The sequence below is a fragment of the Paenibacillus flagellatus genome (genome assembly GCF_003217775.1).
GTDB classification, from domain to species: Bacteria; Bacillota; Bacilli; order Paenibacillales; family NBRC-103111; genus Paenibacillus_AB; species Paenibacillus_AB flagellatus.
This window is the reverse complement of the sequence record NZ_QJVJ01000010.1, coordinates 60,718-75,802: the sequence shown is the minus strand read 5'-3', so window position 1 is coordinate 75,802 and position 15,085 is coordinate 60,718. Positions and strand designations below refer to the sequence as shown.

The window sequence follows — 15,085 nt, the reverse complement described above, 5'->3', positions numbered from 1 at the left end:
ACCGTTACGCCGGCCATTGCTCCTTGCGGTACGCCATCTCCCAAAACTGAAGCTCGTACCGGCTGCTGATCACGAAATGCGACAGCATCCGTTCCCGGTCCGACTCGGTCACCTTGTCCGCGATGTCGTCCACCCGGTCGATCTGCTCGCGCACGAGCTCTCCGAACCATTCGCCTCCGTAGGCGGCGATCCATTCGCGGTATATCGGCTCGTCGGGCGTCGAGCCTTTCAGCCGTTCGCCGATTTCGTAGTACAGCCAATAGCACGGCAAAATGGCCGCCACGATATCGCCCAGATGGCCGGTATACGCCGCGCGGAACAAGTGCGACGTGTACGCGTAGGCGGTCGGCGCCGGCTTGAAGGCGCTGCGCTCCTCGTCCGTAATGCCGAGCAGCTTGGAAAACTTCTCGTGCAGCGACAGCTCCGCGCCGTACGTCCCCTGCACGTGGGCGGCCATCCGGTTCGCCGTGTGCAAATCCGGCGCCTTCGCCGCCCCGAGCGCCTGCACCTGCGCGAAGCAGGACAAGTAATAGGCGTCGTTCAGCACGTAAAACTTGAACCGGTCGAGCGGCAAGCCGCCGTCGGCGATCCCGGTGACGAACGGATGCGCGAAGCTGGCCTCCCAGCTCGCATCCGCCGCTTCCCGCAGCCGTTTCGAAAATAACATCGTCCTCTCTCCTTCGTCATCGACTTATCGGACGTCGGTCACGTCCACGTACGGCCACTGCACGCCGGCCAAGTAAGCGAGCGCGATGGCCGCCAGCGCGCCGGCGGCGAACGCGGCGTCCGCCGGTCCGAAGCCGACCTCGTAATAGTACGTTCGCCGGCCGCTTCCCGCGAACCGCTTCGCCTCCATCGCCACCGCGATCCGTTGGGCGCGGCGTATGCTCTGGGCGAGCATCGGCACTGCGTACGCTTTCGCCTTGCGGTACCAGCCCTTCGGCCCCCGCTCCCGGCCGACGCCCCGTACCGCCAGCGCGTGGCGGAGCGTCTGAACCTCGTCGGCCATCATCGGCAGCAGCCGCATGGCGGCCATGAAGCCGTAGGCGTATTTCGGCGGCACCTTGCACTGCTGCATGAGCGAATAGAACAGCAGCACCGGCCGCGTCGTCAGCGCGAACGCCAAGCCGACGAACGCGAAGCATAACGACTTCAAGCCGACCTGCACGCCGCGATAAAAGCTTTCCTTCGTAACGTGGATCAGTCCCCATTCCCACCACGTCGTCTCCCCTTTGCCGTAAAAAATCATGGAGGTGGACGACGAGACGAACAGAATGACCGCCGGCAGCACGTACAGCGCGAGCCGTTTGGCCGGATGGCCGCTCCACGCCGCCAGCGCGAGCAGCGAGACGGCGGTCATGTTCGCCATGACGCTCGGATTGTGCGTGAACAGGACGAGGACGAACCAGGCGAGGCACAGCGCCAGCTTCAAGGTCGGATTGACGCGATGCAGCCACGTTTCCCGGTACGCGAACGTTATCGGCATGGCTCCGGCTCCTCCTCCCGCACGCGTCCCGGCTCGCGTCGATCGCGACCCGCCGGCTGAGCCGCGTCGAATGCGGCCTTCCATTGCTCCGGCGACCGGTCCGCGCGCAGCTCCCCGCCGCTTACGTCCCAGACGCGCGTCGCGAACCGGCTCACGATATCCGGGTCGTGCGTCACCATGACGATCGCGGTGCCGCGCCGGCGCCAGCTCTCCAGCTTCTCCAGCAGCGCGAACGTGCTGCGGGCGTCCTGGCCGAACGTCGGCTCGTCGAGCAGCAGAATGCGCTGCTCCTTCACGATCGCGGACGCGACGCTGAGCCGGCGCTTTTGACCTAGCGACAGCTGGAACGGATGATGGTCCCGGCGGTCCGCCAAGTCGAAGGCGGCAAGCAGCTCCGCCGTCTTCGCCTCGACCTCGGCTTCCGGCCGTTTGTCCTGCCGCAGCGAGAACGCGATTTCGTCGTAGACGGAGTTCGTCACGAATTGAAACTCCGGATTTTGGAACACGAAGGCGATTTCGTCGGACAATCTCCGATCGCTTCCCGCCGGTCGCCCGTTCAGCGCATATTCGCCTTCCGTCCTGAGCAGCTGCATGAGGCCGAGCAGCAGCGTGCTTTTCCCCGCCCCGTTCGGACCGACGACGGCGATCCATTCCCCGGCGCGGATGTCCGCCGCTTCGACCCGCAGCTTCGTGTCCTTTCCCCGGCATACGGCGAACCGGTTCAGCCGGACGAGCGGCGTCTCCGGCCGTGCCGCCCCGTCGGCGGTTACCCGCTCGCGAGCGGGAAAACGGCCGCTTCGGACGTAATCGTCCCACACGCCGGGATACCAGATGCCGTCCTCGACGAGCCGGTCCGCCTGCTCGGCGAACACGTCCCGGGCCGGGCCGTCCGCCGTGATTTCGCCGGACCGGTTGAACAGGACGACGCGGTCGACGTAATCGACGATTTCGTCGATCTTGTGCTCGACGATGACGACCGTTCGGCCGGCTCCGGCTTCGCGGATCGTCTCCCACACCTGCTTCGTCCCTTCGGGATCGAGCAGCGAGGTCGGCTCGTCGACGAACAGGACGTCCGGCTCGAGCGCGAGAGCGGACGCGATGGCCAGCCGCTGCTTCATCCCTTGCGACAGCGACGCGATCGGCGTATGCAGCCGGTCGAGACGAAGGCCGACCCGCTCGAGCAGCGCCTCCATCCGCCGCGGCATGTCGGCGCGCGGGACGAGCAGGTTTTCCAGCACGAACGCCAGCTCCTCGTCCACGAACGGCATGCAAAACTGCGTGTCCGGGTCTTGGAACACGTACGCCCATTTGTCCGGCACCCGAATCGAATCGGCGGCGATCGGCACGTCGATCGCCTCCGGAATGAGGCCGGTCAGCACCTGCAGCAGCGTCGACTTGCCGCAGCCGCTCGGACCGAGCAGCAGCACGCGTTCCCCTCTCCGGACGGAGAAGGTCAAATCCCGGAATGTGAGCGCCGGCGCGCCGGGAAATTTCAGCCTCAACCGTTCGACTCCCGCCGCCGTTTCCATGAGCGTCCCCTCCGTTCGTTAATCAATCGTGCAGCGAGCGCCGGTCCGCTTCCGATACCGGGCGGACGATCCGGGTGACGCCCGTCGCCTCGAGCGCCTTGACCAGATAATAAGCGACGCCGCCGGTTATGACGAGGGCGCTGATCAGCCGGAAGACGAAGTACAGCGTCAAGTTCCAGCCCGCCAATTCGACGAGATACCCTTTGTACCAGTCCATGGCGAGCGAGCCGGCGGCCGCCCCGATTCCGGCCAGGCACGTCGTCGCGAGCGAATAAGAGCGGTAAGCGAACAAAGCGAACACGATTTCCGCGCCGATGCCTTGCGCGATGCCGTACGTCAGCGACTCGACGCTGTAGTGCGAGCCGATCAGCATTTCGAACAGCGCGGCCGCCACCTCCGCCAGCAAGGCGACGCCCGGCTTGCGGATGATGAGAAACGCGACCGTGGCGGCGATGTACCATACGCCGTACGTCAGCTGCTCGGCCTGGAGGCCGACGATTTTGACGATGTCGTACACGGGCCCCCATATGCGGTAAATCAGGCCGAACACGACGGCGATGACGACGGTGACCAAAATGTCGGTCAGCTTCAACCCTTTCGGCGCTTTGGTGCTGGAAGGCATGTGGATCCTCTCCTGTTAACGGAATTTGTCCCCGGGTTCGAGCTCGCGGACCGCTGACAATAAAAAAAGTCCACCCCATAGAGGTGGACGCGCATTCGAAAGGAACGATATCGTTTCGAAAGGTCAGGTGTCCCACTTCCCTACGCTGGTATCATCCAGATCAGGTTCGAAGGGTCTAGGATGCGCGCATCCAATCTCAGCCCCGACGGGCTCCCCTAGTGACACATTTATATTAACACGATTCGGGCGATTGTCAATGATGCCGTTTGCGGGAGACATCGGGCCGTTTTCCAAATAGTGACAATCGCTTCGCCGGTATGGTACTATTAACGTGGCCTTGCCGCGGCTTGCCGATCGTCGGCTTCGAAGCCGTTTGGCCGCGACCGAATTTTCGAAGGAGCCTTTTGCGCATGGACGATACCGTTCGATTGAAGCAGACGATGCTGAACGTCACGCAGCAACTGATCGCCGGCTGCCGTTTTTGCGTGCAAATATCCCAAGACCCCGACGACAAAACGCCGGTTCACTGCGTCAAATATTCCGGCTGCGCCATCCCGGTGCTGGTGAACGCCGCCACCTGCTTGTCGTGCCAAGAGTATAAACGGAGCGGGAAACGGCCGGAGCGCCCGGACGCCGCCGCCGGCAGCTGATCGGCTGCTTTTTTTTGTTGCGCGCCAATGGCGGGAGCCCCAGTTGCGTTGCGGGCGGCGATGTGTCAAGATAATAGAATAGATCATGCCCCGACCCGGGGATTACTTTCGTAAGGTGGGCGAGAATGAAACCGTTATTTCGACTCATGACCGAGCTATCCTCGCGCAAATGGATATCCCGCATCACCGGCGCTTTCGCCCGATCGGGGGCCAGCCGTCTGCTCATCCCCCAATTCGCCAAATCGTACGGCATCCGATTGGAGGATGCGGAGAAAGCGATCGGGGAATACCGGACGCTGAACGAATTTTTCACCCGGCGGTTGAAGCCCGGCTTGCGTCCGCTCGACGAAGCCCCGGACGCGCTGCTCAGTCCGGTCGACGCGCTCATTACCGGGATGGGGGCGATCCAAGCCGGGACGATGCTGGACGTCAAGGGCCAGAGCTACACCGTGGAGGAGCTGCTCAACCGGTCCCCGAGAACGGTCAATTACCGGAACGGGTTCTTTTTCGTGCTGTATTTGAGCCCGACGGACTACCACCGCATCCACTCGCCGGCGACGGGGAACGTGCTCGAGAAGGAGCACGTGAAGGGCAAGGTTTACCCCGTGAACGATTTCGGCTTGCGCCATATGAAGCGGGTACTCAGCCGCAACGAGCGGCTTATTACGTATATCGATCACGAGTTCGGCGAAATCGCCGTCGTCAAGGTCGGCGCGATGAACGTCAGCAGCATCCGCTACGTCGAGCCGCTGCCCGACCGGCTCGAGCGCGGGGGCGACCTCGCCTATTTCGAGTTCGGCTCGACGGTCGTCCTGCTGACCGAGAACGGCATTTTCGAGCCCCGTCCGGACTTGGCGGTCGGCTCGAAGGTGAAGATGGGCGAAGCGCTCGGCCGGCTGCACGCGAAGTAAGCCCGGCGTCGTGCCGTGCCGGTGCCGTGCGGCGAAAAAGCCCCGTTCCCGGCGAAATAGCGTACGGTTGTACGTGATTTCGCGCCGGGGCGGGGCTTTTGTTCGGTTTTCGGGCCGCTTTCCCCGACGCTATCCGCGCCGCTCCCAAGCCTCGCGCATCCGCCTCACGCCCTCCGCGATGTCCGCCTCGCTCAAATGCGCGAAGCCGAAGCAGGCGGACGCGACGGGACGCTCCGCGTAGTAGCGGCTCCCGTCCGACCACGCGACACCCGCGTCGAAGCAGTCCCGGCGGAACGCGCCGTACGACTCCGCCGAGCCGCGCCACCGGGCGAACACGTGCAGCCCGGCGTCGGACGGCACCGGCGCGAACGCGCCCGCCAGCTCGCTCGCGAGCAAGCCGCGGAGCAGCTCGAACTTGCGGCTGTAGACGCGGCCCAGACGGCGCAAATGCCGCTCGTACTCGCCGCCGTTCATGAAGGCGGCGAGCGCCCGCTGCTCGAGAATCGACGCCGGGTGCGGCTCGAACAGCCGCTTCGCGCGCAGAAACGGCTCCCGGAGCCGGGCGGGCAGCACCGCGTAGCCGATGCGGAAATGATGCATCATCGTCCGCGTGAACGTGCCGACGTAGACGACGCGGTCGTCGCGGTCGAGCGCCTTCAGCGGCTCGATCGGCCGTCCGCGGTGGCGGAACTCGCTGTCGTAGTCGTCCTCGACGACGATCGCCCCCCGTTCCGCCGCCCAGGCGAGCAGCCGCTGGCGCCGCTCCAGACCGAGCACCGCGCCGGTCGGAAACTGCCGGCTCGGCGTCACGAACAGCAGCTTGGCGTCCCAATCGGACGGCACGATCCCGTGCTCGTCCGTCTCCGCCGCGACGGGACGCCCGCCGGCCGCCGCGATCGCCGACAAAAAGCCGGAGTAGCACGGGTTCTCGACGACGACCGGCGCCCCCGGCTCGACAAGCAACTGGGTCAGCAGCCCGATCGCCTGCATCGACCCGTTCACGATTGCGACGGACGACGCGTCCGCGCGAATGCCCCGCACCCGGCGAAGGTGGCGGCCGACCGCCTCGCGGAGCGGCTCGTGCCCTTCCGCCGCGAAGACGTCGCCGTCGGAGACGTCGCCCATCCGCCGCACTTGCGCGTACAGCGCCCGGTTCCACGCCGTCGTCGGAAACAACGACTTGTCGCCGTAGCCGATCGCGAATTCAATCGGCGCCTTCGGCTCCGGGGACGGGTGCGGCGGCTCCGCGGCGATTCGCCGCCCCCATGCCGACAAATCGCACTCCCGGCCGCCGCCCTCGTCCGCGGCGGGCATCCGGTCGCGGCGGTACGCCACGTAGGTGCCCCGTCCGACCTCGCTCTCGACGTAGCCTTCCGAGGCGAGCATGTCGTACACCTGGCTGACGATGCCTCGCGACAGCGCGTACAGCTTCCCGAGCTCCCGGCTGGACGGCAGCTTGGCGCCGTACTCGAGCTTGCCGTCCGCGATCGAATCTTTGATGGCGTGGTACAGCGCCTCGTATTTGAGCGGATACCGTTCCGAATAAGACAGGAACGGCACATGAAAATCGGTCATGTCCGGTTCCCCCCTCGCTTCCCTTTAACGTCGGTCGCACCGAATGGCCTACTCGTTTGCATCGAAATTGGCACTTTTCCGCAGCCACCTTTTCGACTATTATAGCAGAAATCCCGCCTGGACGACGGGATAAGCACATGCCCCATCGAGGGGCCGGAAGGAGCGCGAGCCGATGAGAAGAGCGGCCTACGAAATGACGTCCGAGGAGGAAATCGGATCGTTTCTGTCCGAGATGAGCTATGGGACGCTGGCCATGCGGGGGGAAGAGTGGCCGTACGCCGTCCCGATCAATTACGTGTACCACGAGGGAAGCGTCTACCTGCACGGCAGCAAGGTCGGGCACAAAATGGACGCGATCCGCGAAAGCGGCAACGTTGCCTTCAGCGTCAGCAAGGAATACGCGATCGTACCGTCGTATTTCAGCGATCCGAAGCTCGCCTGCCCGGCGACGGCCTACTTCAAGTCCGTCCTCATCCGGGGGCGGATCGTGCCGGTCGAAGACCCGGCGGAAAAAGCCGAGGCGCTCGGGGCGCTCATGCGCAAGCTGCAGCCGGAAGGCGGATACGATCCGATCGATCCGGCGGATCCGGCTTACAAGCCGAGGCTGGAAGGGGTAGCCGTGCTGCGCCTCGACGCCGTTTCGACGACCGCCAAGTTCGCCTTCGGCCAACATTTGAACGACGCACGGTTCGAGCAAGTGTGCGGGGGCCTGAAGCGCCGCGGAGCCGAAGCCGACCTCGAAACCGCCGGACTGATGGAGCGCTACTCGGGCCGCTGCCCGTTCGACTGATAGCGGATTCTTCGCCCTCGCAAGCGCCGAGAAACAATAAAGAAGCGGTTAGATCCTCTTATCCGGAGTCAACCGGGGCGTTCCGCAAGCCCGCATCGCCGGAGCCTCTCTCCTCCTTCGCGAATGCCGCCTGCGAACGCCGTCTTTGACTACGAATAGAAGTGCCTAACCGCTTCAACCTTTACGCCGGCTTACCTGGGGCCTCTCCCGGTCACCAAGTGGGCGATCGGGGGCGCATCTTTGTCCAGCAGGGCGAATATGCCTTCCGGATAAACCGGCCGCCGCTTGAGCTGGGACAGTGTGCGCCAGACGAGCTTGACCGACGAATGCTCCTTGTGCCAGAGCGGCTCCGGAATGTCGTTCGTATGCTCCAGCTCGCACAGATGAATCAGCGTCACCTGATGATGCTCCTTGCCGTAATATTGGAAAAAATGCTCGTTCACCGCCATCAGCGGCCCGACGCGAACCTCCAGATCGTATTCCTCCATAAATTCGCGCACGATCGCCTCGGAGGCGGTCTCTCCATATTCCACCGTTCCGCCGGCAAACCGGTAAAACGATTCGTCCTCGTCGCATTGCACCAGCACTTGCCGTTCGGTTCCGTACCGGGGGTCCCCCGCTTCGAAATCGCGGATCATCACACCGGCGGCTCTAAGTTTCGGATTCATACGTCCCCCTTCCCGCCCAGAAACTCGGCGACAGCCATAAAGTGACAGTGTCCATTCATTGTAACCGATCCCATGAAAAAAAGAAAATCGTAACCGATTGTCGATGGCAGCGATAACCGCGGCTACCGCCCTATCGACCCGCAAATGCCGGATAGGACCGGTACAAACCGCACGGCCGTCGGGAATTCCCGTCCTTTATTATGTTGGTATTGGCGTCGGCGACCCATTCTATACATAACTATGGCGGCATCGGAAGCGGCATGAGTGCGGCGGACGTTTTTCGGCCCGCGAACGCTCCGTCCCGCATTCCCGTCCGGTACCGCGCTAGGCGCGGCGGGCAAACGAAAAATCCCCGGCGGCGCGAGGCGGCTTTGCGGGCCCGCTCTGCTCCGTACGGGGATTCGTTTCGTTCGGCTTGCGCCGATCGTTATTTCAGCTCTTTCATCGGGACCGGGTCCATGTCCGTGTAGTCCAGATTTTCGCCGCCCATGCCCCAGATGAACGTGTAGTTGCTCGTCCCGACGCCCGAGTGGATCGACCACGTCGGCGAGATGATCGCCTGCTCGTTGCGGACGACGAGATGGCGGGTTTCGGTCGGCTCGCCCATCAGATGGAAGACGACGCCGTCGTCCGGCATGTCGAAGTAGAAGTACACTTCCGCCCGGCGGTTGTGCGTATGGCTCGGCATCGTGTTCCACATATTGTTCGGCTTGAGCAGCGTCATGCCCATGACAAGCTGGCACGTCTGCACGCCTTGGGCGTGGAAATATTTGTAGATCGTCCGCTCGTTCGACTGCGCGAGGCTGCCGAGATGGACCGGCTCCGCCTGCTCGATGCCGACCTTCGCGGTCGGGTACGACGTATGCGCCGTCGTGGACAGCATATAGAAGCGCGCCGGGTTGGACGGGTCGGCGCTGCGGAACGTCACGTCCTTGTTGCCCATGCCGACGTACAAGCCGTCCTTCGTCCCGAGCTCGTACTCCGTGCCGTCGACGGTCACGTAGCCGGCCGGTCCGACGTTGATGATGCCGATCTCCCGCCGCTGCAGGAAATAGTCGACGCCGATGGCCGATTTGTCCGTTTCGAGACGAAGCGGCTCTTGGAGCGGAACCGCCCCGCCGATGACGAACCGTTCCACATGGCTGTATACGTGACGAATTTCGCCCGGAACGAACACCGTTTCGATCATGAATTGCTTTCTGAGACGGTCGGTATCGTACTGCTTGACGTCTTGCGGATGGGATGCGAACCGAATTTCCACGTACAAGCTCCTCCTCTTCGATTGACGATGATGATGACGTCCGTCTTTAATTTAAACGTTTAAATTTTGAGACGGAAAAGCCCATATCCAGATTACCACACCAGCGCCCGTTCTTCCAACCCCGATTTTTCCGCCTACCCGAGGGAAGGGCGCCTGCTAACGGGAACGTCGGCGGCGAAGGGAAGGCCGCCCCCGCGAGCCTGCGGGCATCGCCGCAAAAGATGCGCGCTTTTCGCTCACGCCGGCGGGCACCGCCGCAAAGTGGCGCGCGCCCTGCCCGCTCCTTACCGCCCGCGCTTAACGGCCCCCGGCCGGCAGGCGCAGCGCGAATACGGTCCCCTCCGCCGAGCTGCTCACGAGCCGCAGGTCGCCGTCCATCGCGCACGCCAGCATCCGGCTGAACGTCAGCCCCAAGCCGAGTCCCCGCACCTTGTCGCGCTTCCGCTCCCCGCGGAAAAATCGCTCGAACACGAGCCCCCGTTCCTCCTCCGGTATGCCCTGCCCGTTGTCGGAGACGACCACCTCGACGCCGCCCGCTTCCCGGCGCAGGCCGACGGCGATGCGCAGCGGGCGCCCGGGCACCCGAGCGTCCTTCGCGTTGTTCAGCAGGTTGACGACGATTTGCTGGATGCGCAAAGCGTCGCCGGCGACGGGGACGTTCGCCTCCGGCAGCTCCGGCACGGCGGCCGTCTCTTCGCCGTCCTGCATCACGTTCCACTGGTGGACGATTTCCGCGACGAGCGCCGTCGCGTTCAGCTCGTCGCGCCGCACCTTGACGAAGCCCGAAGCGAGCGCGTTGTAATCGAGCAGATCGGACACCATGCTTTGCAGCCGCCCCGTCTCCTTCAAGGCGATATCGAGAAACTCGTCCGCCTCCTGGCCGTCGACGACCCGTTCCCGGACGGCGTGGATGAGCCCTTTGACCGACGTGACGGGCGTCTTCAGCTCGTGCGTCAGTCCGGCCAGCATGAGCGCCCGCCAGTCCTCCAACTGCTTCAGCCGCGCCGCCATATGCTTGAACGACCCGACGAGCTCGCCGATTTCGCGTTCGCGCCATTCGCCCTCGAGCCGGACGTCGTACCGCCCTTGGCTCACTTGTCTGGCCGCCTCCGCCACTTGCCGGATCGGCCGCGACAGCTTGCGCGACAGCAGGTAGATCGTCAGCCAGCCCAGCGCGGCGAGCCCGGTCAGCAGGACGGCGAGCAGCCGGTTTTCGTTCGGAATGAACGTCAGCGCCTTCTTGGACTGCAGCAGCGTGACGTGGCCGATCGTCGCTCCCGCCTTGTTGACGACCGGAGACGACACGGTCACGTAGTCGTCGTCCGCCGATTCCGACAAATCCTCGGTCAGCCGGCTGCGCAGCTCGCCGGGCGACATCGCCCGATCGGCGTACAGCAGCACGCCGCCGTTGCCGGTAATCGTCACGCACAGCTCGTCGCTCAGGTTGAAAAACCGTTTGCGCTTCTCGATCAACGCGTCCAGCGACTCGGGAATGACCGGCGAGCTTCCTTCGGACGATACCCGTTCGGCGATTTCCTGCGCCAGCAGCCCGGTCATCCGCATCCGGCTGTCCATCGTCGTCTGGCGCACCCAGACGGCCGCCGCCGTCGCGACCAGCACGAGGCCGACGCACAAGATAAGCAAATACCGGTACGTCCAATACGACAAAATCGAAGTCGACTTCATTCGCCCACCCAAAACTGATACCCCGTTCCCCGCAGCGTCCGGATCTCCCCTTCGCCGGCCGGCCAATGGGAGAGCGCCTGACGCAATCGCTTGATGGATAAATCGACCGCTCTGTCGCTGCCGTCGTAATCGATCCCCCATACTTGCTCGATCAGCTGCTCGCGCGTAAACGTACGGTTCGGATATTCGGCCAAAAACAGAAAAAGCGACATGTCGCGCGGGCTGAGCTGCACCTCCGCCCCGTTCAGACAGACGCGGCGGGCCGCGAAGTCGACCGACAGGCGGCCGAAGTGTCGCATATCCCCGCCCTCGATCCAGCGCGCCGGCCTGCGCAGCACCGCCTGGACGCGGGCGACGACCTCCTCGGGCACGAACGGCTTCGACATATAGTCGTCCGCCCCCCGGTTCAGCCCTTCCAGCCGGTCTTGAATGTCGCCTTTGGCCGTCACCATGATGATCGGGCAGCTGCTCCGCTCGCGGATTCGCCGCAGCACCTCCCACCCGTCCGTTTCCGGCAGCATGACGTCCAGCAGGACGATGTCCGGCGTTCCGGCGTCGAACAGCCGCAGCGCCTCCTCCCCGTCCCAGGCGCGCTCCACGGAGAAGCCGGCCCGCTTCAAGTAAGCGGCCAGCACGCGCGCAATCGCCTCTTCGTCTTCGACCAGCAGTACCGTCCGCATCCGCCCCATCCTTTCCGCTTGTCCTTGCCCTCATTGTATACCAGCAGACGGCTCATCCGTCAAATGATGGCCGATTTCCTTATTTTTTCAGCGAGCCGACATATTCTCGACATCGAACATTGGTACACTGATCTCGTCCGAACCCCAAATAGACATAGGAAACCGGAGGGAACCATAATGAAATCGAAATCGAACCAAAAACGAAAAACCGTCCTGCTGTCGTCGGGTCTGGCCGTCGCGCTGCTCGTCGGCGGCTATGCGGCGTACGACTATTACGCCGGCAACCATGTGGAGATCGAGCAGGTCATCCCGGCGGCCGGACAAGCCTCCGGCGCGGGCGGCGCCGCCGCGGCGGGGTCCGCTTCGGTGCAGCCGCAGCAGTTGAACGGGACGTGGGCGACGACCGACGCGTCCAAAGTGTATTTTTCCGTTACGACGTCGAAAGAAACGGTCAACTTCGTCGGCGACAAGGTAAAGGGCGAATGGATCGTCGATACGGCCGATCCGTCCCGCATGCAGGGCAAGGGCGAGGTGGATATCAGTTCGCTCAGCTCCGGCAACGGCCAGCGCGACGGCCACGTCAAGGGCGACGATTATTTGCAGGCGTCCGCCCACCCGACCGCGACGTTCCAAGCGACGTCGTTCGAAGGACTGCCCGCCGAATGGAAGGAAGGCGCGGTCGCTCCGTTCAAGCTGAAGGGCAAGCTGACCGTCCGGGGCATCGAGAAGGAAGTGACGTTCGACTCCAATGCGTTGTACGAGCAAGGAGCCTTGAAGCTGTCGGGGCAGACGGTCGTCACGTTCGCCGACTTCGGGATGAAAAACCCGCACGCCGTCGTCCTCGATACGCAAAACGACTTGACCGTCCGGCTGGAGCTCGTCCTGAACAAGCAATAATCCGGCTATCCGGCCTTGCCGCGCAAGGAAACGGAGTATGCGTCCGCAGGCGGCGGCAGGCGGCCGCGAAGGCGCGGAATCGACGGGTGACTCCCCCGGAGCGAAATGGTATAATAAGGCGACACTTGCTGCAGTGACCATTATCGCGGTTTGGAAGGATGGACCCCATGAACGATTTGGTAAAACAACTGAACGCAACGATCGAGCAGGAAAACCGTCACGTATTCGACATGCTGTCGGGACTCGGCAAAGCGATTTATTTCCCGAAGGAAGGCATCTTGAGCCAATCGGCCGAAGCGAAGGCGAAGGCGAAAAAGTTCAACGCCACGATCGGCATCGCGCTCGAGCAGGGCAAGCCGATGCATCTGAAGGCGATCCAGGAAACGCTGAGCGCCTACGACCCGAAAGACATTTACCCGTACGCGCCGCCGGAAGGCAAGCCCGAGCTGCGCAAAGCTTGGCGCGATAAAATGCTGATCGAGAACCCTTCGCTGCAAGGGAAAACATACGGCAATCCGGTCGTGACGAACGCGCTGACGCACGGTCTCAGCATCGTCGCCGACCTGTTCGCGGACGAGGGCGACGCGGTCATTTTCCCGGACAAAAACTGGGAGAATTACGAGCTGTGCTTCAACGTCCGCCGCGGCGCGAACATCGTCAACTTCCCGCTGTACGACGAGAACGACCGGTTCAACGCGAAGGCGCTGCGCGAAGCGGTGCTGGCGCAGAAGAGCAAGGGCAAGGCGATCGTCGTGCTGAACTTCCCGAACAACCCGACCGGCTATACGCCGAACGCGGAGGAAGGCAACGAGATCGTCGCCGCGCTGCTCGCCGGTGCCGAAGCCGGCATCAACATCGTAGCCGTCACCGACGACGCCTACTTCAGCCTGTTCTTCGAGGATTCGCTGCACGAATCGCTGTTCGGCCAGCTGGCCGGCATCCATCCGCGCATTTTGCCGGTGAAGGTCGACGGAGCGACGAAGGAAGAGTTCGTCTGGGGCTTCCGCGTCGGCTTCATCACGTACGCGGCGGAGAGCGAGAAGCTGCTGAGCGCGCTCGAGCAGAAGACGGTCGGCATTATCCGCGCGACCATTTCGAGCGGGCCGCACCCGTCGCAGACGTTCGTCCTGCGCGCGCTGCAATCGCCGGACTTCGAGGCGCAGCGCAAGGAGAAGTTCGAGATCATGAAAGCCCGCGCCAACCGGACGAAGCAGCTGCTCGACAGCGGCAAGTTCGATGACGCCTGGACGTACTATCCGTTCAACTCGGGCTACTTCATGTGTCTGAAGCTGAAGACGGTCGACGCCGAGACGCTCCGCGTCCACCTGCTCGACCAATACGGCATCGGTACGATCGCTCTCGGCGAAACCGATCTGCGCGTCGCCTTCTCGTGCATCGAGGTCGAGCATCTGGGGGAGCTGTTCGATTCGATTTACGCCGGCGTGAAAGATGTGGAGAAAGTAACGGCGAAGTAAATCCCGCCATGCCTAACAAAAAGGTACATGTGTACGCTATTCGGAGCGAAAACGCGAGTTTTCGGCGAAATAACGTACATTTGTACCTTTTTTTGTTCGGTCAAGATTCGGGACGGCGTCGACTAGTCGGAGCGGACCGGCCGCTTCGCCTCGAAGCCGTCGAGCAAGACGTCGAGCCCGAACCGGAATTCGCGCTCCCATTCGACCGCCGTCGTGCGGGACGCGAGCCGGATCATATGCGGGTACCGGTCCGGCGCGAGCGCCCGGAACTTCCCGGCGTAAGCGTCGGCCAGTCCGTCCGCATTCGTCTCCTCCCGCCGCGCCCGGTCGGCAAGCCGCGCCTCCTCGTCGGCGAAGCCGGTCACGTAGTTTTTCAGCATGGCGGCAAGCCACGGGACGTGCTCGTCCCGGAACCCCGCCTCGCTCAACGTTCGAAACAAAAATTCGATATGGTCGAGCCGGCTCGGGCCCGCCGCGATCGTCGCCCCCATGATCGCGGCGGCGTCCCGGTACCGGTGCAGCGTCCCGCGGAAGCCGAACGCCCATTGCGAAAGCCGCTCCCGCCACGGCAGCTCTTCGCCGGGAAGCTCCGTTTCCGAGCCGATCTTCTCCGCCAGCAGATGAAGCAGCTGCTCCTTGTCCTTCACGTGATAATACAGGGCGGCCGCCTTAACCCCGAGATGCTCCGCGATGTTCCTCATGCTGATCCGCTCCAGCCCTTCGGCCTGCAGCACCGCAAGCGCCGCGTTCACGATGCGCGACCGGTCGAGCGGCGTATGGAGCGGCTCCTCGCGTCCCTCGTCCCGTTCCTCAGACGGACGATGAATTCTTCTTCTGGCCACGTCGTCACCCCGA

General features: G+C 63.5%; 15 protein-coding genes and 1 riboswitch. Of the genes, 5 read left to right on the top strand and 10 right to left on the bottom strand.

Going from position 1 to position 15,085, the window contains the following annotated elements; translation table 11 throughout:
• Positions 1 to 4: 4 nt before the first annotated feature.
• Genes tenA through DLM86_RS21555 form a run of 4 tightly spaced genes read right to left on the bottom strand, consistent with a single transcriptional unit; the run spans position 5 to position 3,637 of the window.
• Positions 5 to 667, bottom strand: coding sequence for a thiaminase II (tenA, locus tag DLM86_RS21570; protein WP_110842145.1), 663 nt, complete (start codon positions 665 to 667; stop codon positions 5 to 7).
• A gap of 24 nt (positions 668 to 691) precedes the next feature.
• Positions 692 to 1,486 (bottom strand): energy-coupling factor transporter transmembrane component T family protein, encoded by a 795-nt coding sequence (locus DLM86_RS21565; RefSeq protein ID WP_110842144.1) that lies wholly within the window; start codon positions 1,484 to 1,486, stop codon positions 692 to 694.
• Positions 1,477 to 3,015, bottom strand: coding sequence for an ABC transporter ATP-binding protein (locus DLM86_RS21560; RefSeq protein ID WP_110842143.1), 1,539 nt, complete (start codon positions 3,013 to 3,015; stop codon positions 1,477 to 1,479). The genes DLM86_RS21565 and DLM86_RS21560 overlap by 10 nt, the downstream gene beginning before the upstream one ends.
• A 22-nt stretch (positions 3,016 to 3,037) precedes the next feature.
• A complete protein-coding gene (locus DLM86_RS21555; protein WP_110842142.1) occupies positions 3,038 to 3,637 on the bottom strand; it encodes an ECF transporter S component in 600 nt (199 codons plus the stop codon).
• Between the two features lie 120 nt (positions 3,638 to 3,757).
• Positions 3,758 to 3,864, bottom strand: a riboswitch (TPP riboswitch).
• Positions 3,865 to 4,047: 183 nt separating this feature from the next.
• Between DLM86_RS21555 and DLM86_RS21550 the strand changes: the two genes are divergently transcribed.
• Positions 4,048 to 4,287 carry a hypothetical protein gene (locus tag DLM86_RS21550; protein ID WP_110842141.1) on the top strand — a complete coding sequence of 80 codons (240 nt, stop codon included), beginning with the start codon at positions 4,048 to 4,050 and terminating at the stop codon, positions 4,285 to 4,287.
• A 125-nt stretch (positions 4,288 to 4,412) separates the two neighbouring features.
• The gene (gene asd / locus DLM86_RS21545) at positions 4,413 to 5,198 is read left to right on the top strand and encodes an archaetidylserine decarboxylase (RefSeq protein WP_110842140.1); all 786 of its coding nucleotides are present in this window, start codon (positions 4,413 to 4,415) and stop codon (positions 5,196 to 5,198) included.
• A 129-nt stretch (positions 5,199 to 5,327) separates the two neighbouring features.
• Here the strand turns inward: asd and pdxR are convergent, their stop codons facing one another.
• Positions 5,328 to 6,773, bottom strand: coding sequence for a MocR-like pyridoxine biosynthesis transcription factor PdxR (gene pdxR, locus DLM86_RS21540; RefSeq protein ID WP_110842139.1), 1,446 nt, complete (start codon positions 6,771 to 6,773; stop codon positions 5,328 to 5,330).
• Positions 6,774 to 6,945: 172 nt separating this feature from the next.
• On the opposite strand from pdxR, the gene DLM86_RS21535 reads away from it, so the two are divergent.
• Positions 6,946 to 7,563, top strand: a complete 618-nt coding sequence (locus DLM86_RS21535) for a pyridoxamine 5'-phosphate oxidase family protein (RefSeq protein WP_110842138.1) — start codon at positions 6,946 to 6,948, stop codon at positions 7,561 to 7,563.
• 191 nt (positions 7,564 to 7,754) lie between these two features.
• On the opposite strand, the gene DLM86_RS21530 is transcribed toward DLM86_RS21535, so the two are convergent.
• The 4 genes from DLM86_RS21530 to DLM86_RS21515 all read right to left on the bottom strand — a co-directional run bounded on the left by DLM86_RS21530 (position 7,755) and on the right by DLM86_RS21515 (position 11,858).
• Entirely contained in the window at positions 7,755 to 8,231 is a 477-nt protein-coding gene (locus DLM86_RS21530; protein WP_425453991.1) for an NUDIX hydrolase, read from the bottom strand.
• A 427-nt stretch (positions 8,232 to 8,658) separates the two neighbouring features.
• Positions 8,659 to 9,492, bottom strand: a complete 834-nt coding sequence (kduI, locus tag DLM86_RS21525) for a 5-dehydro-4-deoxy-D-glucuronate isomerase (protein WP_211326567.1) — start codon at positions 9,490 to 9,492, stop codon at positions 8,659 to 8,661.
• A 297-nt stretch (positions 9,493 to 9,789) separates the two neighbouring features.
• A complete protein-coding gene (locus DLM86_RS21520; protein WP_110842136.1) occupies positions 9,790 to 11,178 on the bottom strand; it encodes a HAMP domain-containing sensor histidine kinase in 1,389 nt (462 codons plus the stop codon).
• Complete coding sequence (locus DLM86_RS21515) at positions 11,175 to 11,858, bottom strand: response regulator transcription factor (RefSeq protein ID WP_110842135.1); 684 nt, start codon at positions 11,856 to 11,858, stop codon at positions 11,175 to 11,177. The genes DLM86_RS21520 and DLM86_RS21515 overlap by 4 nt, the downstream gene beginning before the upstream one ends.
• Positions 11,859 to 12,035: 177 nt before the next feature.
• Between DLM86_RS21515 and DLM86_RS21510 the strand changes: the two genes are divergently transcribed.
• Together DLM86_RS21510 and DLM86_RS21505 are read left to right on the top strand one after the other, a co-directional pair.
• A complete protein-coding gene (locus tag DLM86_RS21510; protein WP_110842134.1) occupies positions 12,036 to 12,755 on the top strand; it encodes a YceI family protein in 720 nt (239 codons plus the stop codon).
• A gap of 167 nt (positions 12,756 to 12,922) precedes the next feature.
• Positions 12,923 to 14,230 (top strand): aminotransferase class I/II-fold pyridoxal phosphate-dependent enzyme, encoded by a 1,308-nt coding sequence (locus tag DLM86_RS21505; protein ID WP_110842133.1) that lies wholly within the window; start codon positions 12,923 to 12,925, stop codon positions 14,228 to 14,230.
• A gap of 122 nt (positions 14,231 to 14,352) precedes the next feature.
• Here DLM86_RS21505 and DLM86_RS21500 read toward each other — a convergent pair whose 3' ends face one another.
• On the bottom strand, positions 14,353 to 15,072 hold the full coding sequence (locus DLM86_RS21500) for a TetR/AcrR family transcriptional regulator C-terminal domain-containing protein (RefSeq protein WP_110842132.1): 720 nt from the start codon (positions 15,070 to 15,072) through the stop codon (positions 14,353 to 14,355).
• Between the last annotated feature and the right edge of the window lie 13 nt (positions 15,073 to 15,085).